The organism is Acinetobacter sp. S-1 (assembly GCF_059579785.1).
In genome coordinates this window covers 3,114,984-3,138,958 of the sequence record NZ_CM184207.1, presented here as the reverse complement: position 1 = coordinate 3,138,958, position 23,975 = coordinate 3,114,984, and the positions used below count along the sequence as shown (strand labels likewise).

Annotated in this window: 22 protein-coding genes; 19 read left to right on the top strand and 3 right to left on the bottom strand. The window is 38.1% G+C overall.

Annotation, left to right across the window (positions count from 1 at the left end; all coding sequences use genetic code 11):
* Nucleotides 1-50 precede the first annotated feature (50 nt).
* Both hisD and hisC read left to right on the top strand, forming a co-directional pair.
* Nucleotides 51-1,340 (top strand): histidinol dehydrogenase, encoded by a 1,290-nt coding sequence (gene hisD / locus AC52J8_RS15085; RefSeq protein ID WP_086399613.1) that lies wholly within the window; start codon nucleotides 51-53, stop codon nucleotides 1,338-1,340.
* Nucleotides 1,341-1,409: 69 nt separating this feature from the next.
* On the top strand, nucleotides 1,410-2,495 hold the full coding sequence (gene hisC, locus AC52J8_RS15080; protein ID WP_086399612.1) for a histidinol-phosphate transaminase: 1,086 nt from the start codon (nucleotides 1,410-1,412) through the stop codon (nucleotides 2,493-2,495).
* A 3-nt stretch (nucleotides 2,496-2,498) separates the two neighbouring features.
* On the opposite strand, the gene AC52J8_RS15075 is transcribed toward hisC, so the two are convergent.
* Nucleotides 2,499-3,851, bottom strand: a complete 1,353-nt coding sequence (locus tag AC52J8_RS15075) for an anthranilate synthase component I family protein (protein ID WP_208753484.1) — start codon at nucleotides 3,849-3,851, stop codon at nucleotides 2,499-2,501.
* A gap of 355 nt (nucleotides 3,852-4,206) precedes the next feature.
* Here AC52J8_RS15075 and filA point away from each other — a divergent pair, with 355 nt between their 5' ends.
* The 6 genes from filA (at nucleotide 4,207) to filF (ending at nucleotide 12,548) form a co-directional block, all read left to right on the top strand.
* Entirely contained in the window at nucleotides 4,207-5,103 is an 897-nt protein-coding gene (gene filA, locus AC52J8_RS15070) for a putative pilus system protein FilA (protein ID WP_197738946.1), read from the top strand.
* 300 nt (nucleotides 5,104-5,403) lie between these two features.
* Nucleotides 5,404-6,237, top strand: a complete 834-nt coding sequence (gene filB, locus AC52J8_RS15065; protein WP_014208424.1) for a putative pilus system C39 family peptidase FilB — start codon at nucleotides 5,404-5,406, stop codon at nucleotides 6,235-6,237.
* A gap of 45 nt (nucleotides 6,238-6,282) precedes the next feature.
* Nucleotides 6,283-7,485 carry a putative pilus system protein FilC gene (gene filC, locus AC52J8_RS15060; RefSeq protein ID WP_197738945.1) on the top strand — a complete coding sequence of 401 codons (1,203 nt, stop codon included), beginning with the start codon at nucleotides 6,283-6,285 and terminating at the stop codon, nucleotides 7,483-7,485.
* A gap of 12 nt (nucleotides 7,486-7,497) precedes the next feature.
* A complete protein-coding gene (gene filD, locus AC52J8_RS15055) occupies nucleotides 7,498-9,162 on the top strand; it encodes a putative pilus system OmpP1/FadL family transporter FilD (protein WP_086399618.1) in 1,665 nt (554 codons plus the stop codon).
* Between the two features lie 17 nt (nucleotides 9,163-9,179).
* Entirely contained in the window at nucleotides 9,180-10,511 is a 1,332-nt protein-coding gene (filE, locus tag AC52J8_RS15050; protein WP_496538848.1) for a putative pilus assembly protein FilE, read from the top strand.
* A 12-nt stretch (nucleotides 10,512-10,523) separates the two neighbouring features.
* A complete protein-coding gene (gene filF / locus AC52J8_RS15045; protein ID WP_086399610.1) occupies nucleotides 10,524-12,548 on the top strand; it encodes a putative pilus system protein FilF in 2,025 nt (674 codons plus the stop codon).
* Between the two features lie 57 nt (nucleotides 12,549-12,605).
* Here filF and AC52J8_RS15040 read toward each other — a convergent pair whose 3' ends face one another.
* On the bottom strand, nucleotides 12,606-13,154 hold the full coding sequence (locus AC52J8_RS15040) for an NUDIX hydrolase (protein ID WP_002115876.1): 549 nt from the start codon (nucleotides 13,152-13,154) through the stop codon (nucleotides 12,606-12,608).
* A 114-nt stretch (nucleotides 13,155-13,268) separates the two neighbouring features.
* Between AC52J8_RS15040 and AC52J8_RS15035 the strand changes: the two genes are divergently transcribed.
* From AC52J8_RS15035 to fghA, 6 genes are all read left to right on the top strand, one after another.
* On the top strand, nucleotides 13,269-13,895 hold the full coding sequence (locus AC52J8_RS15035) for a CoA pyrophosphatase (RefSeq protein ID WP_014208431.1): 627 nt from the start codon (nucleotides 13,269-13,271) through the stop codon (nucleotides 13,893-13,895).
* Nucleotides 13,896-13,917: 22 nt separating this feature from the next.
* Nucleotides 13,918-14,445 (top strand): gamma carbonic anhydrase family protein, encoded by a 528-nt coding sequence (locus tag AC52J8_RS15030; RefSeq protein WP_078210186.1) that lies wholly within the window; start codon nucleotides 13,918-13,920, stop codon nucleotides 14,443-14,445.
* Nucleotides 14,446-14,580: 135 nt separating this feature from the next.
* Nucleotides 14,581-15,246 (top strand): tRNA (adenosine(37)-N6)-threonylcarbamoyltransferase complex dimerization subunit type 1 TsaB, encoded by a 666-nt coding sequence (tsaB, locus tag AC52J8_RS15025; protein WP_496538847.1) that lies wholly within the window; start codon nucleotides 14,581-14,583, stop codon nucleotides 15,244-15,246.
* A gap of 16 nt (nucleotides 15,247-15,262) precedes the next feature.
* The gene (locus tag AC52J8_RS15020; protein WP_039767181.1) at nucleotides 15,263-16,054 is read left to right on the top strand and encodes a class I SAM-dependent methyltransferase; all 792 of its coding nucleotides are present in this window, start codon (nucleotides 15,263-15,265) and stop codon (nucleotides 16,052-16,054) included.
* 136 nt (nucleotides 16,055-16,190) lie between these two features.
* Nucleotides 16,191-17,642, top strand: a complete 1,452-nt coding sequence (locus AC52J8_RS15015) for a C13 family peptidase (RefSeq protein WP_016144399.1) — start codon at nucleotides 16,191-16,193, stop codon at nucleotides 17,640-17,642.
* A complete protein-coding gene (gene fghA / locus AC52J8_RS15010; RefSeq protein WP_086399608.1) occupies nucleotides 17,611-18,456 on the top strand; it encodes an S-formylglutathione hydrolase in 846 nt (281 codons plus the stop codon). The genes AC52J8_RS15015 and fghA overlap by 32 nt, the downstream gene beginning before the upstream one ends.
* Nucleotides 18,457-18,461: 5 nt before the next feature.
* Here fghA and AC52J8_RS15005 read toward each other — a convergent pair whose 3' ends face one another.
* Nucleotides 18,462-18,734 (bottom strand): DUF2218 domain-containing protein, encoded by a 273-nt coding sequence (locus AC52J8_RS15005; protein ID WP_086399607.1) that lies wholly within the window; start codon nucleotides 18,732-18,734, stop codon nucleotides 18,462-18,464.
* A gap of 184 nt (nucleotides 18,735-18,918) precedes the next feature.
* Between AC52J8_RS15005 and rpe the strand changes: the two genes are divergently transcribed.
* From rpe to AC52J8_RS14980, 5 genes are all read left to right on the top strand, one after another.
* Nucleotides 18,919-19,605, top strand: a complete 687-nt coding sequence (rpe, locus tag AC52J8_RS15000; protein ID WP_017387482.1) for a ribulose-phosphate 3-epimerase — start codon at nucleotides 18,919-18,921, stop codon at nucleotides 19,603-19,605.
* Nucleotides 19,606-19,961: 356 nt separating this feature from the next.
* On the top strand, nucleotides 19,962-20,783 hold the full coding sequence (locus tag AC52J8_RS14995; RefSeq protein ID WP_086399606.1) for a Cof-type HAD-IIB family hydrolase: 822 nt from the start codon (nucleotides 19,962-19,964) through the stop codon (nucleotides 20,781-20,783).
* Nucleotides 20,784-20,886: 103 nt separating this feature from the next.
* Complete coding sequence (locus AC52J8_RS14990; protein WP_002115904.1) at nucleotides 20,887-21,282, top strand: hypothetical protein; 396 nt, start codon at nucleotides 20,887-20,889, stop codon at nucleotides 21,280-21,282.
* Between the two features lie 41 nt (nucleotides 21,283-21,323).
* Complete coding sequence (locus AC52J8_RS14985) at nucleotides 21,324-23,231, top strand: copper resistance system multicopper oxidase (RefSeq protein ID WP_086399605.1); 1,908 nt, start codon at nucleotides 21,324-21,326, stop codon at nucleotides 23,229-23,231.
* Entirely contained in the window at nucleotides 23,218-23,973 is a 756-nt protein-coding gene (locus AC52J8_RS14980) for a copper resistance protein B (RefSeq protein WP_198912075.1), read from the top strand. Before AC52J8_RS14985 ends, AC52J8_RS14980 begins: the two co-directional genes overlap by 14 nt.
* Nucleotides 23,974-23,975: the final 2 nt, after the last annotated feature.

Genomic DNA, 23,975 nt, shown 5'->3' with positions numbered 1-23,975 from the left:
CTAGAAAAAGAGTAAACTTAGTTTTTCTTTTTCGCCTTGTGGGTAAATTGATGCGACGTTTATCGACTCAAGATCAGAACTTCAAACAGGTTTTTGCTGAGCTTTTAGCATTTGAAACTGTGAATGATCTTAATTTAGTGCAAACAGTAGATCAAATTATTACTGATGTTCGTCAGCATGGTGATGATCATGTTTTAAAGCTTACTCAACAGTTCGATCGACATCCTGCGCATCAATTTTCAGATTTGGAATTATCTCAACAACAACTTAAAACTGCTTTTGATAATTTAAGCCCAGAAATTCGTAATGCTCTAGAGTTAGCAGCAAAGCGTATTCGTTCATTTCATGAAGCTCAGAAACAAGAGAGCTGGACTTATATAGATGATTTGGGTAATACATTAGGACAAAAAGTCACACCTCTAGACCGTGTGGGTATTTATGTACCAGGTGGTTTAGCCTCTTATCCGTCTTCAGTTTTAATGAATGCAGTGCCAGCCCATGTTGCTGGTGTACCTGAAATTATTATGGTTGTTCCTGCACCAAACGGTGAACTAAATCCATTGGTTCTAGCTGCGGCTTACCTTGCAGGAGTGAGTCGAGTATTCACTATTGGGGGAGCTCAAGCTGTAGCAGCGCTTGCTTATGGTACTCAGACCATTCCACCTGTAGATAAAATTACTGGCCCTGGAAATCGTTTTGTGGCAGCTGCCAAACGCGCTGTATTTGGTCAGGTCGGTATTGATATGATTGCTGGACCTTCTGAAATTTTAGTATATGCAGAAGGTGAAAATAATGCAGATTGGTTAGCTATGGATGTTTTATCTCAGGCTGAACATGACACAGTTGCTCAAGCTATTTTCATTACTCCTGATGAAGCTTTGCTTAATGCGGTAGAGTTGGCAATTGAAAACCATTTAAATGAATTGCCAAAGGCAGACATTGCGAGAACTTCGATTGAAAACCGTGGTGCTTTGGTATTAGTAAAGGACCGTGCAGAAGCAATTGATTTGATTAATCAAGTTGCACCAGAACATTTGGAACTTTGCTTAGATGATGCCGAGGCTATGAGTGAAGATATTCGCCATGCTGGAGCAATTTTCATGGGGCGCTATACACCTGAAGCAATTGGTGACTATTGTGCAGGCCCAAACCATGTATTACCGACCTCTGGAACTGCTCGTTTTTCTTCTCCATTAGGTGTTTATGATTTTCAAAAACGTTCGAGCTTAATTATGTGTTCGAAAGATGGAGTCAAATCGTTAGCTAAGACAGCAGATATATTGGCTGTTCAAGAGAACTTAGATGCCCATGCACGCTCAGCTCGCTATCGTTATCAATAAGCTTATAAACCTTGTAGTTTTTTAATTATTACTCAGGGCTGGTTTTCAGCCCTTTTTTGAGATAAGACCATGACTTTATCTACAGCACAAATGCGCTTTTGGAGTCCAGAAGTTCGTGAGTTAGAGCCGTATATTCCTGGTGAACAGCCTAAAATTCAGAATTTATTGAAGCTCAATACAAATGAAAATCCATATCCGCCATCACCAAAAGTAGTTGAAGCAGTTCAAGCTGTTTTAACTCATCAGGCTGATGCATTGCGTTTATATCCAGACCCAGATGCTACGGCATTAAAACATGCGATTGCTAAGCAACAGAATATTGAAGTTTCACAAGTTTTTGTTGGTAATGGCTCAGATGAAGTACTTGCTCATATTTTTAAAGCATTTTTTCTTCAAGATGAACCAATTCTTTATCCAGATATCACTTATAGCTTTTATCCAGTTTATAGTCAGTTTTTTGGTACAAAGACTAAAGAAATCCCACTCAATGATAATTTTGAGATAGAAGTTAAAGATTATGTGCAACCAAATGGTGGGGTTATTATTACAAACCCTAATGCTCCAACAAGTATTGCACTAGGCTTAGCAGAAATCGAACAAATTTTAAAAGCTAATCCAGATCGAGTGGTTGTCATTGATGAGGCTTATGTTGACTTTGGTGCAGAATCAGCTGTGAGTTTAGTAAATCGCTATGAGAATCTGGTTGTGTGTCAAACAACTTCAAAATCTCGTTCTCTTGCGGGTTTACGCGTTGGCTTCGCGATTGCTCAGTCTCATTTAATTGCTGCACTTGAAGCTGTCAAAAATAGTTTTAATTCATATCCTATTGACCGTTTTGCAATTGCAGCAGCGGTAGCCTCTTTTGAAGATCAAACTTATTTTGAAGAACAATGTCAAAAAGTTATTTCTAGTCGTGAAAAGCTAGTAGATGAATTAACTACTTTGGGCTTTAAAGTTTTACCTTCTAAAGCAAACTTTATTTTTGCTTCACATCCATCGCATGATGCAGGTCAGCTTGCACAGCAATTACGTGAGCAGGGCATTATTGTGCGCTATTTCAATAAGCCTCGTATTAATCAATTCTTGCGAATAACTGTAGGAACTGATGAGCAAAATGAGCGTTTAGTACAGACATTAAAAGAAGATATTCTCTAAATTTTACTCTGCTGTGCTGTTCATCAAGTTCAGCATAGCAGAGACTTTATCAAGACTTTCTTGATATTCTGCTTCTGCATTTGATGCAATCGTAATACCACCACCTGCCCATAAAGAAAGCTGATTCTGATATTGTTGAAAACTACGGATAAGAATATTCCAGCGACCAGTTCCATCAAAATTGAAGTAACCCAATGTTCCGCAATATGCGCCTCTTGCTGATTCTTCTAACTCTTCAATGATCTGCATTGCCCGAATTTTGGGAGCACCTGTGATTGAGCCTCCGGGTAAGGCTGAAAGCAACATTTGCATAGGATTGATATCATCTTTAAGAGTGGCAACGATCTCGCTTACCATGTGATGTACTTGATTAAAACTTTCAATCTCGAATAGTTTTGTTGTTTTTACAGATCCTGTATTGGCATAAATGCTCAAATCATTACGTAATAAATCGACAATCATCACATTTTCTGCTTGGTCTTTTTGAGAGTTTTTTAAGGTTTGTTTAGAAATAAAATCTTTTTCTGCATTCTTATAGCGAGGCATTGTGCCTTTAATAGGTCTAGTTTTAATTTGTTTATTTTGATTAAATTCGATGAAAAGCTCGGGAGAGCAACTTAATAATTCAAAATCATCTAATTTTAAATAACCTGCATATGGAGCATTTGTAAGTTGCCATAAGTCTTTAGCTTTATTTAATAAGGATCCTGAAAATTTAGCTTTAAACTCTTGGGTTAAATTAATTTGATAGCAATCTCCAGCCTTAATATATTCTTGTATTTTATAGAAAGCATCGAAATATTGTTTTTTAGACCATCTTGGTTGAATAATGGTTTTTAATTCAAATGTATTTTTAGAGTTATTGGAATCAAAATTCTCTATTTTATTTTCAATATATGAGAATAGATCAATTGCATTTTCTTCATCACTAAAAAAATACCAATCATTATCTATATATTTTAAAAAAGATCGATATTGGCCTAGGAATAGAGAAGGTTGTATATGATTTCGTCCATTAATAAATTGATGTGCACTGAAGTCATAGCTGATAAAACCAATATAACCACCCATAAAACTTGTTGTTGATTTAATGTCTTTATTTAAATTGTTTTCTTTAAATTGAATGAAATTTAAGAGTTGATTTGATTTTGATCTATTTTTATATTCGATGAAATTTTGGCGCTCAAAATCTAAATAATTTTCATTTTGAATAATAATATAATCTTGCGGAAGAAATCCGATAATTGGGTTGTTATTATCATTTAAATAAATAAGCCCAGTTAAACCATTTAATTTTTTTAAAATATCGGCAGCATTTTTACTATATAAAGAGATTTTTTTCTTTAACTGAGACATTTTTAAATAAAAGAGTGTTTAATGAGAGAGTAGTTAGTTTACTATAAGTTGTACTTCATCAGGAGAAAGTCTTTTAAATACTAAACTTTTTGCTGATAAAATGAACGAAATTTTCAACTTAGAATTTATTGTTTTTAACAAGGTTTGTGTAGAAAAACTTGAGTGTACCGTTTGTCGGGTAGTTGGCAAAAAATGCACAACACTAGTTGAACAAAAATTAACGTAGATGTAATTTAGTAATTGCTAAGCAAAACTACTCAAGGATTGGAAGTTTCGGTTGCCATATAAAGAAAAATGCAATTTGAGACAATAGAGTGGTTAAGTCAAAAAATAAATGCTCTTGGGAGAGTGCTCAATGAAAATGTTTACTAAACTTGCTTTAGTTTCTTCTTTAGCTATCAGTGCAAATGCAAATGCAATGGCAATGCAGTCAATGGACGATGCTGCGCTTAGTGCTGCTACAGGTCAAGATGGTATTAATATCGGTATCGCTTTAGGTGCTGGCGGTATTTCTATCGATAAAGTATTTATTCATGATAATGATGGTTTAGACCCTGCTACAGGTATTACAGGTGCTGCGGCAACAGCTGGTGCGATTGTAGTAAGCGGAGTATCTGTTACACAGGTTGATCAAACTGCTAATTTGTTGGATCTTAAAATTGATAGTGTTGGTGCAGCTGGTAATAATGGCGCGTTTTTAAACGTTGCTGCAAACGTGGGTGCTGTTAATGTAAGTGTTGGTTCTATTGGTGTGGGTACTTCTGGTACTTTAAATACAACTACTGCTGTACGTGGTATTAATGAAACTGCTCCAACTGAAATTATCTCTGGTTTAGATTTGTCTCTAGGCGCAATTTCAGCGAATGTACAATTAGGTACTACTCCACAGGGTGCGATGATTAAAGTGAACTCTGCTTTACAGGGCGGTTTAACACTATCTAACTTCGGTATCAACGACGCTGCGGGGGGGGGATCGATTTTATTGGATAAAGTAATGGTTCGAGGCGCTGGTAATACGACTGGTGATTTAGATGTTGATGCTGAAATTTCAGTTGTACCAACAGGTTTACAAATCCAAAATAACAGTACTCAAGGTATGAACGTTTATGTACAGGGTGTACGTTTAGGTACAAATACTAAAGCAACTGATGGTACTTGGGGTACCGGTGCGGTTAAAGCAGCTTCAATTGGTGATGTTGAAATTCAAGGTTTAAATGTAGGAACTTCTACAATTACAATTTCAGGTCACTAATCTGAGTTTCTAATAAAAAAAGCGCGTTTATTACGCGCTTTTTTTATTTATTAACTGTCTAATTTAACTATATAAAAATATATTTTTTATTGATAAAAATAAGCTGTTAAATTAAAAATCGATTTAAATTAATCACACAAGTCTCTCTATTTTTATAAAACTAAACGTTCATCAAAAAAAAGTAAAAAAAGGCTGTTTTTTTCAAAAAAAAAAGGTATCTTCAACACACAGGGATGTAGAGCTATTGCTCTAAGAATAAAATGAATAAGGCCAGTAGGCCACCATTTAGAACAAGTGCTTATGTTAGAGATTGCTTTAGGCTCAGCATTGATATATTACTTTGCGACAGAAGCCTTCGAAATAGAAAAAAAGCCACCGGGAACTGTTTATTATACAGAGACTGCCGATTCACGTAATTTATCTTTTCGCCGTAATCATATTGAACCAGTTCAGATTAAACCAGCTGTAGAAGATCAGTTCCGAGGTATTGTTCGACAAGCTTATGACTATAGCTGTGGTTCAGCTGCTCTTACTACACTTTTAAATGGTTATGTGGGAACTAGTTTGACTGAACAGCAGACTATGAGCGGTTTACTACAGTATGGTGAATATCAACGTATTATTGAACGTCGAAGCTTCTCACTACTTGATATGAAGCGCTTTGTTACTGCTATTGGTTTGGATAGTGGCGGTTATCGAGGGGAGTTTTCGGATTTAGTCAATCTTGGACAACCTGCAATTGTTCCAATTTCTTATGCTGGTTTTAAACATTTTGTCGTATATAAAGCTTATAAAGATGGACGAGTCTATGTTGCTGATCCTGCATTAGGGAATATCAGCTTTGATGAAAATCGTTTTAAAGAGGTTTGGGATAATAATACATTATTCGTTGTTTCTGTTCCTGAATCTCAACGTAAAGACCTATTGGCCTTAAAAGACTCAGATATGCGTCATGTGGAAGATGCAACTGTTAACCGTTATGCCTTTGTGGATGTGCAATATCCAACATTCAATTATGACCGTTTAGCAAATAAAGCATCAACTATGCGTAGGGTACTGGATAAAGACCCAAATTCTGCAACCTATAATCAGCCAATTGAAACATATATGCGTCTTTACTATAAGCGTAAATAATCAAATATGAATTGAGTAAAATAAATACATTAGGTGGGAAGAAACATGAATAATCGATGGATGAAGATGAGTGTGTTGGCATTAAGTATGAGTGCTATTACGGGCACACTTTATGCAAATGACCAAGTCGCACAAACTGAAGCTGAAGCTCAAAACACCACAGTTGTTTCTGATGCGAGTACAGGATCAGTAGTAACATCAGCAACAGATTCAGTTCAAGAAACGAGTACAACTCCAGTTACAGATGTTGTAACTACTGAACCTGCTCCTGTTGAGGCAGCAAATACTGGAGCTAATCAAGCTGCTACTGCTTTACAGAAAAAAGAAGGTGATGCGTCTCAAGAGACAAATTTGCAAGAAGTATTTACTTCAAATGAGCGCCAATATTCATTGATTAAAAGAGGCGTATTTTCAGCCTATTACGATCTCGATTATACCTATTATCGCGATACTCGAATTGATTTAGCTTTGGCTGATAATTCATCTCAACTCAACCGATTGCGTATTGAAGAAGATGCGAACCATACTTTAACGAATAGTTTTACTGTTCAATACGGGATATTGGACAACTTAACATTATCTGCAACTGTTCCTTTCGTTGCCAAGTCTGAAATTGTTCGAGATACAACTGCAGCGGGTTTAGGTGATATTTCTTTAGGGGCACGCTGGGAACCTTTCCCATTAAAGCAAGGCCGTTTGCCATTGGTATTATTTGGTAACCTATCAACAAAAACTGGGGATAGCCCTTACGAAATTGGTTTAGATGAGCTTTCAACAGGTAAGGGATATTACTCTGTTGGAGTGGGAGCAAGTACCCGTAAATATATCGATCCGGTTGTGTTATTTGCTTCGGCATCTGCCAATTATGGTTTTAAAGAAACAGGTTTAGATCAAGCACGTGGTAGTGGGGCTAAGGGGCCAAGGATTTTAACTTCTTTTGATCCAGGCATTAGTGGCGGTTTCTCATTCGGTTTTGCTTACTCATTTAACTATGACGTGTCATTAACCATGTCGTATCAACAAAGCTTTAACATGGATGCTGAGTTTGAATTTAATAATGGAGACGAATCATATAAATCGCCAGACCAAAGTAGTGCAATGTTGTCTTTTGCTTTAGGTGTACGTGTTTCACCTGAAACGATTGTTAATGGCACAGTGGGGATTGGTTTAACAGAAGATGCACCAGATGTTTCACTTGGTCTGTCTTTCCCGCTAGATTTTATAGGCTTTGGCAAAAAAAACAAATAAGGAGATATGCAGGTGAAATATCCTAAATTATGTCCTTTAACGGCGGCAATTGTGATCTCCGGTTTTTCTAGCTTTGCCAACGCTCAATTAGGACAAAACCTAGCTGTTGATATTCGTTCACTATCGATGGGGAATGCTGTAACTGCAGATCCGCCTGGTATTAGTGCAATTCACTTTAACCCTGCGGCTTTAGCGAAAATTGATGGGTTACAGACAGATGTGCAAGGAATTTTAGCGAATTTTAATATTCAACGTGAGTTTTCGGCACCCCCTGGTTATAACGTTTTTGGCTACTCAGATGATCCTCTTGTTTGTAATGATGGCCCAGAAGTTACAGCTAATATTTGTACTGATTTTAAAGGCCCTGTACGTGGTGATGTTGAATACGCTAGCTTATATATTCCAATTCTAAAAAAAATGGTTGATTTAGGGGAGGGTTATCCACTCGCTGCTCCTACCGCAGGGATTGCCTATAAACCACCGGGTTCAAAGTTGACCTATGCTACTGCAATTTATGCACCTTTAATTGCAGGTTTTGGCGCTGAAAATGGTAATGCTGGAAACTTTATGGGTCAGCAAGTTGCTGTTGAGCGGATTACTTATTTGTCTCCATCTTTTGGTTATCAAGTAAATGACCATTTGTCGATTGGTGCCTCTGTGGGGATGTCTTATAACGCTCTTGCTATGAAAACCGATTTGCGTTTTCCCAATGATATGATTGGGGTGTTGCGTATGGTTGATGATGTATTATGTGGTCCTTTCAAAGACAATAACGATATGATTACTAATCTATTGTTATTTGGCTTATGTAATACTCAAGAAGGTATGAATCCATTCAAGAAAATGGGATCACTTCAAGTTTCTATGGAGCAGTCTTTAAGTCCAAGTTATAACTTAGGATTAATGTGGGAGCCGACAGATGATTTTGGCTTTGGTATGGTTTACCAAAGTGCAGCTAAAATGCGTATGAAAGGGAAATACCTAATTAATAATGCTAAGGCTCCTCAAGAATTAATTAAAGGCTTAAACTCATCAGCTACAGGTCAGGTTTTAGCTGCCATTCTCGGTTTACCAGGAAATGTACCAAGCTCTGAGTCTGGACTAGCTGCGATGGATCTGGAATATCCTGCACATTTCCAAGCAGGGATTAAATATAAAATATTTCCTGATTTGCAAGTTAATTTTGATGTGGGTTGGACCGACTATTCTGCATGGGATAAGTTTAAGTTTGAATTTGATAGACAGATTACCTTACTCAAAGTTGCCAAACTTTTATCAAATGATGTGACAGATGCTTCATTAGCTTTGCCTTTAAAGTTTACCTCACCTTGGAGCTGGGGTATTGGTTTAGAGTATTCCGCAACAGATCGTTTGAAGTTACGTGCTGGTTATGAGCCTCGTGCTAGCGCTATTCCAAATGACAAACGTAATACCATGATTCCAATTAATAATGCGCAGCTATTTGGTTTGGGTATTGGGTACCGATTTGATGCAGATACAGATTTGGATCTTTCAGTTGGTTTCTTACGTAGCCGCGATAATATTCCAGCAGGGACTAGTACCTTATCTAATAAAACGGGAGTTGATAATATCCTGTTAAACCCTTATGCCGGTTTGGATGTTAAAACCAATACCAAAGTTACAGTACTCGGGTTAAATTATAGAACAAAATGGTAAAATTAAATTGCGAACGGATGTCTCGACCTAGATTTGCTATTGCAATTTTTTTTGTTGCAATAGCAAGTAACTCTGCTATTTATGCGGATGGTTTTTATACGATTATTGGTCCTGATGGTCGACCAATGATTGTTCCGAGTAAAAGGGTGGAACGAACCGTTACACCATCTAGGGTATTAACAAATCCAGAGATAAAGACAACTCGTCCAGAACCGCAAGTATTGCCAGAAGCATCTTTAAAATCAAAAGAATTGCCTAAAGTAATTAAGAAATCGTCTAATACTGCACCAACTGCACCAACTGCACCAACTGCACCAACTGCACCAACTGCACCAACTGCACCAACTGCACCAACTGCACCAACTGCACCAACTGCACCAACTGCACCAACTGCACCAACTGCACCAACTGCACCAACTGCACCAACTGCACCAACTGTCTCGATAAAGAAACAATCTACAGTTTCAAAACAGACAAAAATAAGCAAAGAAGAATCAAAAATTATTGATCAAAAGTCTAGTTTAGCGACTACTAAAGAAAAAACAATGATAGAGGATTCTGCTTCCCAACGAAAGACTGAAGAAAAAGTAGAACTGAATGCAGTTGAACCCTTGTCTAAGGATATCATTACTTCATCAGCACCAGTAGCACCAAAAAACGATGAGGCGAAGTACACTACCATTGATGGTGTGGAATACGTTAATAATGAATATTTAGAGAATCAAGAATTTAATCTTGAAGGGAAAAAACGTTTTTATATTATGCCTGATGGTTTAGGTCGTACTGAATCTATTGAGCGTAAAAAAGGTGTTGGTCAGTCTATCCTTGATAACGTATTGCATCGATCTCAAGAAGATCAAGTCTCTTCTGTTGTATTAGCTCCTACTTATGTGAGACTTTCGCACAAAGAGTTAGCAAGCACTTTTGAAAATGATTTGTGTTTTATTAATGGCTATAACAAATCAATTAAAAAGCTAAGCCAGAATAAAGAAGTTGGGTTATGGCCGAGAAAACCTCTTAAAGAAAAATTTGAATACGAAGTCGTAAAAGTAGATTCTTCTATTAAGAATATACAAGTAGCTTCCTATGCTACAACCAATGATAAGCCTGTATATTATTGGCCCCTCGCTGTTTTCTTGGATGAAAAGGGGTGTGTTATAGAAGGTGCTAGTGGTTTTAAAAGTAAGTCGTATCCTGCGACGATTTTACAACATGCATCGATTTTAGGCGTTTTACAGGTGCCAGAACGTACACACTATATTATGTTAACGCCTTTATCGTCGGCTGTGGATATGCCAGATCAGGAACTATCTAATCAGGGACAAATTAAAATTTCGGTATTACGTTAAAAATAAATAGGAATGATGATGAGTAAAAAAATTTTATTACCTTTTGCATTATCTACATTGGCAATTGTATTAAATGGTTGCGGTGGTGGTGGCTCAACAATTAATGAAGATCCTACTCAAGGTGGTGGTACGATTCCGACCACTAATTTAGATTGTAAAGCAACAGATGAAACCTGTCTGAATTTTGTATTAGACTATCCAGTGGAAGGCTTAAATTTTGATTGTAGTTTATCTCCGAATCAGCATTACATTACATTATTAGAGGTTGATCCTGAAACGAATAAGAAACTTAATGCTGTCACTGGAGCTTGTAGTATCAGCAGTAGTAGATCAGATGAAACAATTACGCTTTATCTACAAGGTAGCAATACTCACAAGATTGCGTTAGGTACGATAAAACTTGATACATTAGGAAAATACGGAACAACACATTTAACAGTTTTGGATATGGCTACAGCATTAACTGGTCAGCCTCCTGCTTCAATGAGTAACGCTGATCCAACTATTAAAGTAGCTATGGCTTTAGTTAAGTTATTCCAAAGTATTGGTGTTGAACGTGGCGATAATGTGGTAGGTGATTTACAACCAACCCAATTTACTCAAGATAAGAAAAATTTGTTGACTAGTTTGACACAAGATATCACTGCAACAGAATGGAAGAATGGGCAATATGCAACTCTTCTAAAACCTTGGTTAGATGTAAGTAAAGTGTCTGATGCAGAAGCTTATGCACTCGTGGTTCAAGTCACAAACTTAGCAAATGCTGCATTATTTCAAGCAAATGAAGCGACTTATGCGGGTATTGTAGATCCTGTTAGTTCCCCGTTACCGCTGGGTTTTTATGGCTGTAATCAGGCATTAGCAGATTGCTTTAATAAATCTACCACTAATTTACGTCATATGATGGCTAACATGTTCATGTTGACTGACCGTGAAGGTTATGCAATGGGTTACGGTCTGCAATGGCGTGGTGATGCTACTTTATATAAAGATAAGGACGGAAACGTGACTGGTGTTGCTCCACCAGTTTTATTGTGGACCAAAGCAAAACCAATGCAAATGCTTGTTGCTCCCCAACAAAATGGTTGGCTTAACCCAATTTCAAAAGATATTCAATCGACTCAACCCTTACGTTTAAGCATTGATGGCAATGCAAATAATGATTTGCAAATCTATCAAGGTAAGTTTATGAACGATTATGCTGTTGCGGGAAGTGAAGGTTTTTATAAACAACTAACACGCTCGACCACAGGAAATATTCAGCATTATGGTTTATGGCGTCAAACAGTAGGTACAGAAAACTATAAGGGTTCACTTGATATTATTAAAGCCAACCCGATTAGTTATCTTGGAAAAGATATTTTTAAAACAGCAGCTAACGTGAGTTCTGGTCAACGCTATGTTTTCCCATTATATGCGACTTTGACATTCCGATTTGATACTACTGGGATAGCTCCTATCGATTTAGGTATTGTCGTTGATGAAAAAGGAAATATTCGTACGGATATTAAACCAAATGCAACTGCAACCGATATGTCTGGTCAATGTGCAACAGTAACAGACAACAGCTTAATTGATAGTAATGGTGTGCAACAATACCGACTTGGTACTACTGGTGGAACAGAGTCATCGGATAATGATAGCTCTATTACTGTTCGTATGATTTTATCGAATCCTCAGCTAGGTAATCTTAATGGGATTTTGATGGGGCTTAACTCTGTGGTGAGACAGGATACTAATCCTGATGATAATGTAAATGATTCAATTTCGGTAAATGGAGCCAAGATTAACCTATATAACTTATTAGCAGGTCAAAACAGCAGTAATAGTATTAATTTAAGTGATTATGAAAACAAGACCGCACGTTGGATTAACCTTTATGCTTTCTATCAAGCTGTTTATAATAATATTAAGGATATTAGCCCAGCACCAACAGATGCTGAAAAAGCTTTGGCTCAACGCTTGTCTGGCACGGTGTCTATTAAACTAGCCAATCAGTCTATTCCAGCTTGTAATGCAATTAAGACTAAATCTTAAAAAATAAAACACATATAAAAAAGACCGCGAAGGCGGTCTTTTTTATTATCTAAATGATTAACCTGTATGGTCTAAACGAGTCCCCAAAGTTTCAAGATGTGTTGGAAAAACTTGTTTCTTACGATCTTCAAAATAATGTCTTAATGTATGTTCGACACTAGGAAAGGCTAGTTCTCCCCATGGAATTTCATGCTCTTCAAACAACCGACTCTCGATACTTTCTTCACCTGCACCAAAAATGCCATCTTTCAGCTGTGCTTTGAAAAGAACATAAATTTGACCAATACGAGGAATATTGTACATACAATAAAGTTGTTCTATTTCTATCTCGGCTTCTGCTTCTTCACGAGTTTCACGTGCTGCACCTTGTTCCATGGTTTCGAACAATTCCATATAACCAGCAGGTAATGTCCACAAACCATAACGAGGTTCAATCGCACGACGACAGAGTAATACTTTATCTTCCCATAACGCTAAGGCACCGCAGATTACTTTGGGGTTTTCATAGTGAATATTTCCACAATGAGTACAAACACGGCGTACTTTATGATCACCTAAAGGAATTTTTTGTTCGGTTTTATGCCCACACGCTACACAGAAACTCATAATTATCATCGAGTATAGAGATGCCTCAGCATAACTGAATTTTTAGACTTACGCATCAACTCTATTCCCTAACTTTGATTTTCAGATATGATGCAAAGAGAGACAGAATAATAGGTGAATGGTATGGAAGAGCACTTGCTAACACAAAAGTTACAGCAAAGATTACGCTTTTCCACCCGCATACAAGAAGCACAAGCTGCAGTACTTATTGCCATTACGAATGAGAATGATCCAAAGGTACTGCTTACACGCCGTTCAATACATATGAACAACCATGCGGGGGAAGTTTCTTTTCCGGGTGGAAAGCGTGACCCCAGTGATACGAGTAATATTGTTGTAGCGTTGAGAGAGGCTCAAGAAGAGACAGCTTTAAATCCGTTTGATGTACAGTTGTTAGGTGATTTGCCGATGCAGCGTGCAAGAAGCGGTTTGTCTGTAAAACCGATCGTTGGGCTTATTCCTCCTGAGGTCACTTTAATACCTCAGCCTACCGAAATTGATCGAATTTTCTTTGTCCCATTACAGCAACTTATCGAGACGCGTCCAACACCCTATGAAGTTCGATATGCTCATCAGTCTTTATATTTTCCAAGCTTACAGATTGATAATGAAATTATTTGGGGCTTAACTGCTCGTATGTTAGTTGCCCTGTTTAAATATGGATTGGGTTATCAAAAAGATTGGCCATTTTTACTCAACTCACCAACCTTTGGAATGCCAAAGTTTTCTCATAAAAAATAAAGATCAGGATTGATAAATTATGATGTATAGCTATCAAGGACAGCACCCAAAAGCCTTACATGAGCCATGGGATGGCTGGGTTGCTCCAACTGCAACGCTTATTGGGCAGGTAGAACTAGGCCGTCAGGTCAGTATTTGGTTTGGTGCAGTAGTTCGTGCTGATAACTGTGTCGTTCGGATTGGTGATTTTTCTAATATTCAAGAAAATTCTGTCTTACATACCGATGCTGGACTTGAGTTAAATATTGGTGAATATGTCACAGTCGGTCATAAAGTCATGCTACATGGTTGTACGATTGGTGATAATAGTTTGATTGGTATGAACGCCGTAATTTTAAATCGGGCGGTGATTGGTAAAAATTGTATTATCGGTGCTAATGCTTTAATACCTGAAGGAAAAGTAATTCCAGATAATTCAGTGGTGATGGGTTCACCAGGCAAAATTGTCAAAACTTTAGATGAAGATGGGGCAGCGAAAATACGCTTGAGCGCATTACACTATGCTGAACACTTTAAGAGCTATGCAGATTTAAAAGAGTTTCACTTTTAAAATCTTTTAATAAGTTATTTTCTATGCCAAGCACAAGCTTGGCATTTTTATTTAGAAAGAGAACAACTCGCCTATCAGAGCCGAGTGGGGTATCATAACCCTCGTTTTTAATCTGATTTAATACTAAGGTTGTGCATGAAATTGCTGGCGTTGGAAACTGCAAATGAGCAGTGTTCTATTTCATTAGTCGATGAAACCCAAGAACTGTTTTTTCAACTCGATACGCGGGCGAAAGCACAAACCCAGACCATTTTGCCTATGATTGAGCAAGGGCTACAACAAACAGGTCTTGAAGTTGCTGGTTTGGATGCGATTGCCTTTAGTCGTGGGCCGGGTTCTTTTAGTGGTGTTCGAATTAATGCTGCTGTTGCCCAAGCTTTAGCTTGGTCACAAGATTTACCTGTGGTTCCAGTTTCTACATTGCAAGCTTTAGCTCAAGCGGCATACCGACTTGAAGGTTTGAAACAAGTGACTGCGGTTCTTGATGCGCGTATGAATGAAGTTTATATCGCAAGTTTTGTTCTAAATGAACAAGGTATCATGCAGTGTATTGATGAAGAAAAACTAATGGGCTACGAGTCAGCAGCAGCTTATGCAAAACATTGCTTAATTGGTTCGGGCGCAAAGCTACTTCAAGCTGATGCAGAGCATCAAACAATCACTGCAACTGCACAGGATATTGCTTCTATTGCACGTGTCTATGCTACACAAAAGCAATGGGTGGATGCCGAGCATGCTTTGCCAGTTTATTTACGTGATGATGCGTGGAAAAAGATAGCGGATCAGGGTAAAGCAAAGTAAAGTAAAGGCAGTACTCATGCATATATATTTTGAAGAAGATTTTCAAGAACAAGCACAGCACTACCAAGCCGTGCTTTGTTCTAGAGGTGTGACTGTCGATTTACAGCCAATTGAAAAGCTGAATGCACGGTTTTTACGCTTCAATCCTGAAATTGCCCTTTGTGTAGATGAAAACGGACTTTGGTTATCTGCTAATGGCATGAAAATGCAGCCTGACTGGAAAGCTGAAATTCCACGTTTAAAACGTGCAAGTCTTAAATCGGAAATGATTGCCCGTGCTTGTCAGTTAGGTGAAAAGCCAGTATTGGTTGATGCAACAGCGGGTTTAGGCCATGACAGCTTACTTATGGCTTATCTAGGTGCCCAAATCCAGCTCGTTGAGCGCCATCCGATTTTATTTACTTTACTTGAAGATTCAAAAGCTCAGGCGGAACGTGATCCATTCTTAAGTCAATTTATGGATCGTATTCAACTGATCTTTGCTGACTCTGCAAGCTATTTACAGCAATTACATCAAGAAGCAAAAACGGTTGATGTAGTCTACCTTGACCCGATGTTCCCACAGCGCGACCAGAATCAACAAGCAATTAAAAAACAGGCTCAAGTCAAAAAACAAATGCAGCTTTTACATCTTCTTTTACCCGAAGATGGTGAGATGGATTTGGGGGATAATTTGCTAGTTTTGGCACAGAGAGTTGCTAAACGTGTGGTCGTTAAGCGACCACGCCATGCTATTTTCTTGGCAAATCAAGAGCCAGCTCATCAATGGCAAGGGGATGCTTGTCGTTTTGATGCGTATTTTCAGTAGGCTTATGTAAGGTTAGGTTTTATTGCTTGAATAATGCACAAATATATGTGATATAGTTCAAAAGCATGATTGCTAAAATTCTTAGCAGGCATACACTTAAGATGCCTGTCAAAAACGAAATTTTTGAAAACCTTCTATGATTGATCTTAAACCCTCCATTAACTTTTGGCATGATTTTAAAAGCAACCAAATTGCCGGAATGTGGCTATTTTTGGGATCAAGACGTTCTCTACAAATTGTACATCCATCTATTCTTCAGCTTATTGTTTGGGGAATTTTAGGGGGATGTACTAACTCTCTGTATAGCTGGCTTGTCGCTGGTCAAATCGGTGATTTTAATTCACAAGGTTTAATTGGTTATGCGCTTTGGCCATTCATTGCCTTAATTGTTGGTATTTTCTTATCACAGCGAACTAACCAACCTCGTTTAATGCTAGTTCCTGCTTTACTTTGGCTAGTTCTAGATACAAATATCTTATTAATTCAATGCTTAATTCAGTATTTGGGGTCTAATGGTTATCTCAACTTTATTCCCGATGCTATTTATAATGGAATTTTACCGAGCTTATTTGTAGCTTTATTCGTTTGGCAAAGTTTAGCGGTAATTTGGGTTTTCTCACGTGAGCTTAAGTGGCCATGGTGGGAACGTGCATTGGTTATGGTTGCGACTATTGCAACGATGGTGGTTTGGCAACTTTCCGTAAAAGATCAACCGATTTGGAAGGTAGAAGAGTCTGCACCAACGTTTGCTGAAGATGCTTTTTATGCGCAAAGTAAACTATTGAATGATTCTTTAGAGCAAGTTCAATATGGTGAGCTTGCCAAAAGCCATTGGTATTTTTTAGGTGTTGCTGGTGATAGTTATCAAGATGTTTTTAAATCGGAAGTGGTCCGTATTAAAGAGCAGTTTGATACACGTTTCGGAACGATTGGTCGTTCGATGATGTTAGTCAATAATCCAGATACCCGTACAGAAATTCCAATTGCCTCTAAAACCAGTATTGAACTGGCACTACGCCGTATGGGCCAGCAAATGAACCGTGATAGTGATGTCCTATTCCTATATATGACCTCACACGGTGAGCAAAATCACTTCGAAATTGAAAATGCGCCATTAGATTTAGGGCAAGTGGACCCGAAATGGTTGCGAGAAACACTGGACAAATCCGGTATTCGCTGGCGTGTAATTGTGATCTCAGCCTGTTATTCAGGAAGTTTTATTCCTGCTTTACAGTCTCCTGATACCTTAATTATTACTGCATCGGCTGCTGATAAAACTTCTTTTGGGTGTAATAACGAAGCTGATTATACTTATTTTGGACGAGCTTTCTTTGATTTGGCTATGCGAGAGCAATCGTCGATGAAAGATTCGTTTAACACAGCTAAGCAAACGGTAACCAAATGGGAAGTGGCTCAAGGTGTTGAACCTTCAGAACCTCAGTGGATGATCGGTAAAAATATGGAACTTATGCTACCTCAATTGGAAAAGTATCTATTTCCTCAGCAAAATACGGGTAGTGTAGATATTGCTCAAACAAAAACAGAGGCTAAAAACGATGCAACTCCTGCAAAAAAACCGCTGCTTTGAGGGCGAGCAGCGTATATACCAATTTGAATCTTCTTATTTAAAAGGACCAGCGAAGTTTGGTGTTTATTTACCACCAGCAGCTTTAGAGGGTAAAGCTTGCTCAACTTTGTTTTACTTAGCTGGGTTAACGTGTACTGAAGAAACTTTTGCCATAAAAGCACATGCTCAGCATATGGCAGCACAACTTAGTCTTATACTGATTACACCTGATACTTCTCCACGTGGCGAACAGGTTGCGGCAGGGGATCATTGGGATATAGGTCAAGGCGCAGGCTTTTATATTAATGCCACAGAAGCACCTTGGTCTGAGCATTATCAAATGGAGAGCTATTTAATTGATGAGCTATATCCACTCATTTTAAAAAGCTTTTCTGTAAACGCTCAACAAGTCGGTATCTTTGGGCACTCAATGGGTGGCCACGGTGCATTAACTTTAGCGTTTAAATATCCAGAAAAGTTTAAGTCGGTATCTGCTTTTGCTCCGATCTGTGCACCAACTGAATGTGCATGGGGCGACAAAGCCTTTAGCCATTATTTGGGTGCAGACCGTGATAGCTGGTTGGCTCATGATGCCACCGCTTTAGTCTCAAAAAATGGTGCAGTATTTAGCGAAATTTTGGTTGATCAGGGATTAGATGACCAATTTTATGAACAACTTCACCCTGAAAAATTTAAGCAAGCATGTTTAAAAGCAGGACAGCCTTTAACTTTAAGACAACATGCTGGCTATGATCATGGTTATTACTTTATTCAAACCTTTATGGATGAGCACTTACAGTTTCATGCAATCCAGTTAGAAAAAGTATTTGGCTAATTAGTTTAGTGTTGCCATTCAACTTGAAATTCTCGTTGAGCCATACGGTTTAGATGATCAAGAACAACTTTTTCTAAGTGGTTGTGGTCATCCAACTGACTATCAATAGCAACGTTTAACTGCTCTGTTTCTGGTGCAAGCGTGATCGTTGCTGTAGGCATTAAGATTTTAAAATCCTGTTCAGTTTCTTGTACTTCAAATTTGTGTTTCCAATGATTAACTAAACGTTTTGCAATGCGTTTTCCATCGTTTGTTAATAGATGAGTTGTGCTTTTCATTATCAATCCTCACATTGGTTTAATGTACCTTAACAAATTCGTTTCGCCATTAGCATTCTATTGTTGCAACGTTACGTTTCAAGTTTGAAATGTTGTCATTTAAGCAAGGAAGGGCGGGCTAAGTAGGTTCTTTTTTGTTATAATTTTTAGCCTCTCCTTAAACTTCTAGCCAGGTCATCCACCTATGTCCAAGCCTTATTTGATTGCTCCTTCTATTTTATCTGCCGATTTTGCTCGTTTAGGCGAAGATGTAGACAAAGTGTTAGCCGCAGGTGCAGATGTAGTGCATTTTGATGTTATGGATAATCACTATGTTCCAAATTTAACTTTTGGTGCAGGTGTATGTAAGGCTTTAAAAAACTATGGGATTACAGCTCCTGTTGATGTGCATCTAATGGTATCTCCAGTTGATCGAATTATTGGAGACTTTTTGGAAGCAGGCGCAGATATTATTACATTCCACCCAGAAGCGTCTCACCACATTGACCGCTCATTACAGCTGATTAAATCTGGTGGTGCTAAAGCAGGTTTGGTTTTTAACCCAGCAACGCCATTGCATTATCTAGATTATGTACTTGATAAAGTTGACCAAATTTTATTAATGAGTGTAAACCCTGGTTTTGGTGGACAAAAGTTCATTCCAATGACTTTAGAAAAATTACGTGAAGCTCGTAAAATTATCGATGCAAGTGGTCGTGATATCCGTTTAGAAGTTGATGGTGGTGTTGGCCCTGCAAATATCCGTGAAATTGCAGAAGCTGGTGCAGATATGTTTGTTGCGGGTTCCGCAATTTTTGGTCAACCCGATTATAAAGTTGTGATTGACCAAATGCGTGCAGAGCTTGCAAAAGTAGGCAGTGTTAATGCTTAAAAAGATAAAGTTAATCTAAAATAAACTTGTGGATAACTTTGTTTATAACTGTATGGATAACTGTGTTGATAACCGTATGGATAAGATGTTGGTAAAATAAACAAAATTAGATCAACCGCTTATTCTATAGACAAAAACTATGAAAAAAGAACGTTTTGGCGTTCTTTTTTTATGCGTGTTGAATAATTTATTAGCTGGTTTTTTATTAAGCTTTGCTAAAAAATAACCTGTGCAAAAAATGATGCAGCTCTGTGTAAAACTTTTTGTGCATAGATACGTATAAAACTGTAAAAGTGTCATGAAAAATAAAGCTAAATTTGGTTTAATAAGTTTTTAGTAAGAGACCTTGATCATTAATGACAGTAAAAATTTTAGCGGTAGATATGGATGGGACTTTTCTTAATTCCAAAAAGCAGTACAACAACGCACGTTTTTTAAAACAATACGAACAACTAAAACAAAATAATATTCATTTTGTGGTAGCCAGTGGTAATCAACTTGCAAAACTTGTTACCTATTTTCCAGAGATTAATCATGAGATTGCATTTATTGCAGAAAATGGCGCACATGTTGTAGATGCTGGACAAGAAATAGCTTTTGCTCATTTAAGTCAACAACAATACATTGAGATTCTAAAAGCAATCGACCCTTCATATACCTCAACAATGGTGATCTGTGGAAAACAAAGTGCTTACGTGCATAGAAGTATGAACGCAGAAGACTATGCCAAAGTTGCCCGATATTTTGAAAAACTGACAGTTGTAGATGACTTTTATGCACTAGATGACTTAGTGTGCAAAATTACTTTTACCGCTCAGGAAAACGAAAGCTTTGCGATTTTTGAGCATTTTCAGAAGCAAAGTTTTGTAGCAGATAAAGTTTTGGTACCTGTTTCAAGTGGTTTTAATTTTATCGATTTGATTCTTCCCGACCAGCATAAAGCACATGGTTTGAAGCTGTTACTACAAAAATGGCAGGTTGAACCTAATCAAGTGGTTGCGATTGGTGATAACAACAATGATATGCAGATGATTAAAGCTGTAGGTTATGGGTTTGCAGTTGAAAATGCAGTAGAAGCATTAAAAGCGGTGGCGCCTTATACCACTGTAAGTAATGAACAAGAAGGTGCATTAGAGGTGATTGATTTAGTCCTTCAGCATCAACCTCCATTTGCTTAATTGCTCTATAACAAGCATTTAAGATAGAAAATTGTATCTCTTTTAAAACTTCGTTATGCTAATGGCATTAAGATCACTCATTGGCTCTAGGTGATAAATCACAATGGCTCTACAACACTTACGCAAGTATGCTTGGTTTGTGTTCCTAATGGCTTTCGTCATTGGGTGGAGTGGTGTGTCTATTGCACAGACGCCTATGCAACATGATCTTCATACTATGCCGTGTCATAGTGAAAAATCTTCGCATAACAATATGCATACTCAAGCAAATGATCAGACCGTATGTCATCAAAAGATGACTCAGTCTCTTCATTCGCATGGTGAGCATTGTCAGGACTGTAACCCAGTTCATTGCCAAATGGTGAATTTAGCTCTGCAGCAAGCTGTACCTGACGTTGAATCCCCACTTATTCCTATTTCATATCAATTTAGCAGTATTTATCAGGCTCAACATTTAGCCGGATACTGGCAAGAGATTTTACGTCCTCCTAAAGCTTGATCCTTATTTACTTATTTTTTTAATTAAAAAGGATCACAGCAATGTCTCATAAAACAATTAGCAGCCTCGTCGCTGTATTTGGTCTATTGGTTTCACCATGGACCCTCGCGGCAATTAAGGAATATCACCTTAATATTAATGAACAACAGGTCAATGTTACTGGTCAGCCGCTCAAACGAATTACCGTAAATGGAAAATTTACAGCACCACTCCTTGAGTTTGAGGAGGGGGATGACGCTGTTATTCATGTTCATAATCAGTTAAAGAATCAAGATACGTCTTTACACTGGCATGGCTTATTACTGCCTGGGTTAATGGATGGCGTACCGGGTTTCAATGGTTTTAAAGGAATCGCGCCAAACGGAGATTTTGTTTACCGCTTTAAGGTGAAACAAAACGGCACGTATTGGTATCACGCGCATAGTAAAGGCCAAGAGCAAGACGGTTTATATGGACCACTCGTGATTTATCCAAAAGGTAAGATACCTGTTGCTGCTCATGAAAAAACAGACCGTGATTACGTGGTAATGCTTTCAGATTTTCATAATTCTTCTAGCGATAGCATTATGAAGAATTTGAAGAAATCTGCTGAGTATTATCAAAACCGCCGTGAAACCGTATCTGATGTTTTGAAGCAAGTTAAAACACAAGGTTTAAAAGCAACTTGGCAAGATCGTTCGATGTGGAATCAGATGCGGATGTTAAAAACCGATATGTCTGATGTGACGGGCTATACGTTCTTGGTCAACGGCAAGACACCTCAGCAAAACTGGACAGGTAATTTTAAAGCTGGTGATAAGGTTCGATTACGATTTATTAATGCATCAGCGATGTCATTTTTTGATGTCAGAATTCCAAATTTGAAAATGACAGTTGTAAGTGCAGACGGGCAGCCAGTTAAGCCAGTTGCAATTGACGAGTTCCGTATTGGTACAGCCGAAACCTACGATGTCATTGTAGAACCTACGCAATCAAATTATCAGATTGAAGCAGAGTCTATTGACCGCAGTGGTTTTGCCATTGGGACTTTGCATAATGAAAATACGCAAGCTGTAGGGCCAATTCAAATGCCACAGCCGCGTCCACGTGCTTTGTTAACTATGGATGATATGGGCATGAGTCATGGCAATGGGGCAAGTGATGAACATGCTGGCCATCAAATGAACATGCAACATGACATGTCGGCTATGCCTGAAATGAAAAAAGAAGCGAACCATGCTAATCATGATTCTACAATGATGAATATGGATCATCACATGAAAAATAAGTCATCTAGCGAACATGATCATTCCATGATGCAAATGAAGCATGATATGCAGGCAATGTCAGCTAGCGAGAATGACCACGCTATGATGAATATGAATCATGAGATGCCTGCGCAATTTGAGAATAAGCCTAAAAAGGATGAACCCGTTTATGGCTGGGCAAATGCTTCAACACCAGCGGGTATGAAAGCACTGCAATATAGTGATTTGCAATCTTTAACACCTCAGCCAGACACGCGTGCACCAGAACGTGAATTAGTTATTCGTTTAGGTGGCAACATGGAGCGTTATATCTGGACTATTAATGGCAAAAAATTTAGCGAAGCTGAGCCATTACAAGTTAAGTATGGCGAACGTATTCGCTTGAAGTTTGTGAATGACAGCATGATGGCCCACCCAATGCATTTACATGGCATGTTTATGCAATTAGAAAATGGCCAACAAGCTGAAAACTTACCAAATAAACATACCCTTATTGTTCCACCTGGAAAGACGGTTACTGCGTTATTGACAGCCGATGCCTTAGGAGAATGGGCGATTCATTGCCATTTGCTCTACCACATGAGTGCGGGAATGATGAATAAGTTGATTGTTGCTCAAGTAAATGATGGGCAACGAGCTGCTCAAGCTCAACCATCTGTTCAATCTGAAAATGAGAAAGGAGCTAGTCATGCGCATCACTAAGTTATTTTCTCAAATGATATATTGCGGTGCTTTCTCGAGCATATCAGTATTTACTTTTGCTCAAGAGCCTTTAACTCATGATCATTTACGTGAACATGGCGGACAGATCTATCAAGCAACAAAAATTGATACTGGCTGGACTCAAAATGAAGAAGGAGAAGGTAGTTTTTCTTCTGAATTAGAAACTTGGGTGGGAACGGATGAAAATAAATTGTTCATTAAAGCCCACGTTGAAAAAGCAGAGTCAGAAGATGCTAATTACGGCAGTTCAGTACTTTATAGTCGAAATGTAGCTGACTATTGGGATGTACAGGCTGGAGTAAACTACGAGCGTTTGCAACGGGAAGATGAAAAGCAAGATCGTTGGGCAGGTGTAGTGGGTTTACATGGCATGGCACCTTACTTTTTTGAAACCGATGCATATCTTTATGCAGGTGAAGACCAGCTATGGAAGTTAAGTTTAGAAACGGAAAGGGACTTGCTCTTTACCCAAAAGTTAATTGGTAAACCTTATTTAAAAGCAGATGTCGTTTTGCAAGATGAATCTCGCTATGCAAGTAAAACAGGTTTATCAAGTTTACAAGCTGGTTTTCAAACCCGTTATGAAATCAACAAAAAGGTCATGCCATTTGTTGATGTTGGTTACGGCTATGAAAAAGGTTTAAAACAAACTGCTTGGCAAACTGGAACCGACTCCGAACATGGTTGGTATTATGGAGCTGGCTTAACACTAAAATTCTAATT

Coding starts and splice junctions, on each gene's coding strand:
- filC (WP_197738945.1), top strand. CDS start 6,283: ATGAATAATCGATGGATGAAGATGAGTGTGTTGGCATTAAGTATGAGT.
- filE (WP_496538848.1), top strand. CDS start 9,180: ATGTCTCGACCTAGATTTGCTATTGCAATTTTTTTTGTTGCAATAGCA.
- hisD (WP_086399613.1), top strand. CDS start 51: ATGCGACGTTTATCGACTCAAGATCAGAACTTCAAACAGGTTTTTGCT.
- AC52J8_RS15075 (WP_208753484.1), bottom strand. CDS start 3,851: ATGTCTCAGTTAAAGAAAAAAATCTCTTTATATAGTAAAAATGCTGCC.
- AC52J8_RS15040 (WP_002115876.1), bottom strand. CDS start 13,154: ATGAGTTTCTGTGTAGCGTGTGGGCATAAAACCGAACAAAAAATTCCT.
- AC52J8_RS15005 (WP_086399607.1), bottom strand. CDS start 18,734: ATGAAAAGCACAACTCATCTATTAACAAACGATGGAAAACGCATTGCA.
- AC52J8_RS15020 (WP_039767181.1), top strand. CDS start 15,263: ATGCATATATATTTTGAAGAAGATTTTCAAGAACAAGCACAGCACTAC.
- filF (WP_086399610.1), top strand. CDS start 10,524: ATGATGATGAGTAAAAAAATTTTATTACCTTTTGCATTATCTACATTG.
- rpe (WP_017387482.1), top strand. CDS start 18,919: ATGTCCAAGCCTTATTTGATTGCTCCTTCTATTTTATCTGCCGATTTT.
- AC52J8_RS15030 (WP_078210186.1), top strand. CDS start 13,918: ATGTATAGCTATCAAGGACAGCACCCAAAAGCCTTACATGAGCCATGG.
- AC52J8_RS14995 (WP_086399606.1), top strand. CDS start 19,962: ATGACAGTAAAAATTTTAGCGGTAGATATGGATGGGACTTTTCTTAAT.
- AC52J8_RS15015 (WP_016144399.1), top strand. CDS start 16,191: ATGATTGATCTTAAACCCTCCATTAACTTTTGGCATGATTTTAAAAGC.
- AC52J8_RS14980 (WP_198912075.1), top strand. CDS start 23,218: ATGCGCATCACTAAGTTATTTTCTCAAATGATATATTGCGGTGCTTTC.
- fghA (WP_086399608.1), top strand. CDS start 17,611: ATGCAACTCCTGCAAAAAAACCGCTGCTTTGAGGGCGAGCAGCGTATA.
- AC52J8_RS14985 (WP_086399605.1), top strand. CDS start 21,324: ATGTCTCATAAAACAATTAGCAGCCTCGTCGCTGTATTTGGTCTATTG.
- filA (WP_197738946.1), top strand. CDS start 4,207: ATGAAAATGTTTACTAAACTTGCTTTAGTTTCTTCTTTAGCTATCAGT.
- hisC (WP_086399612.1), top strand. CDS start 1,410: ATGACTTTATCTACAGCACAAATGCGCTTTTGGAGTCCAGAAGTTCGT.
- filB (WP_014208424.1), top strand. CDS start 5,404: ATGTTAGAGATTGCTTTAGGCTCAGCATTGATATATTACTTTGCGACA.
- tsaB (WP_496538847.1), top strand. CDS start 14,581: ATGAAATTGCTGGCGTTGGAAACTGCAAATGAGCAGTGTTCTATTTCA.
- AC52J8_RS14990 (WP_002115904.1), top strand. CDS start 20,887: ATGGCTCTACAACACTTACGCAAGTATGCTTGGTTTGTGTTCCTAATG.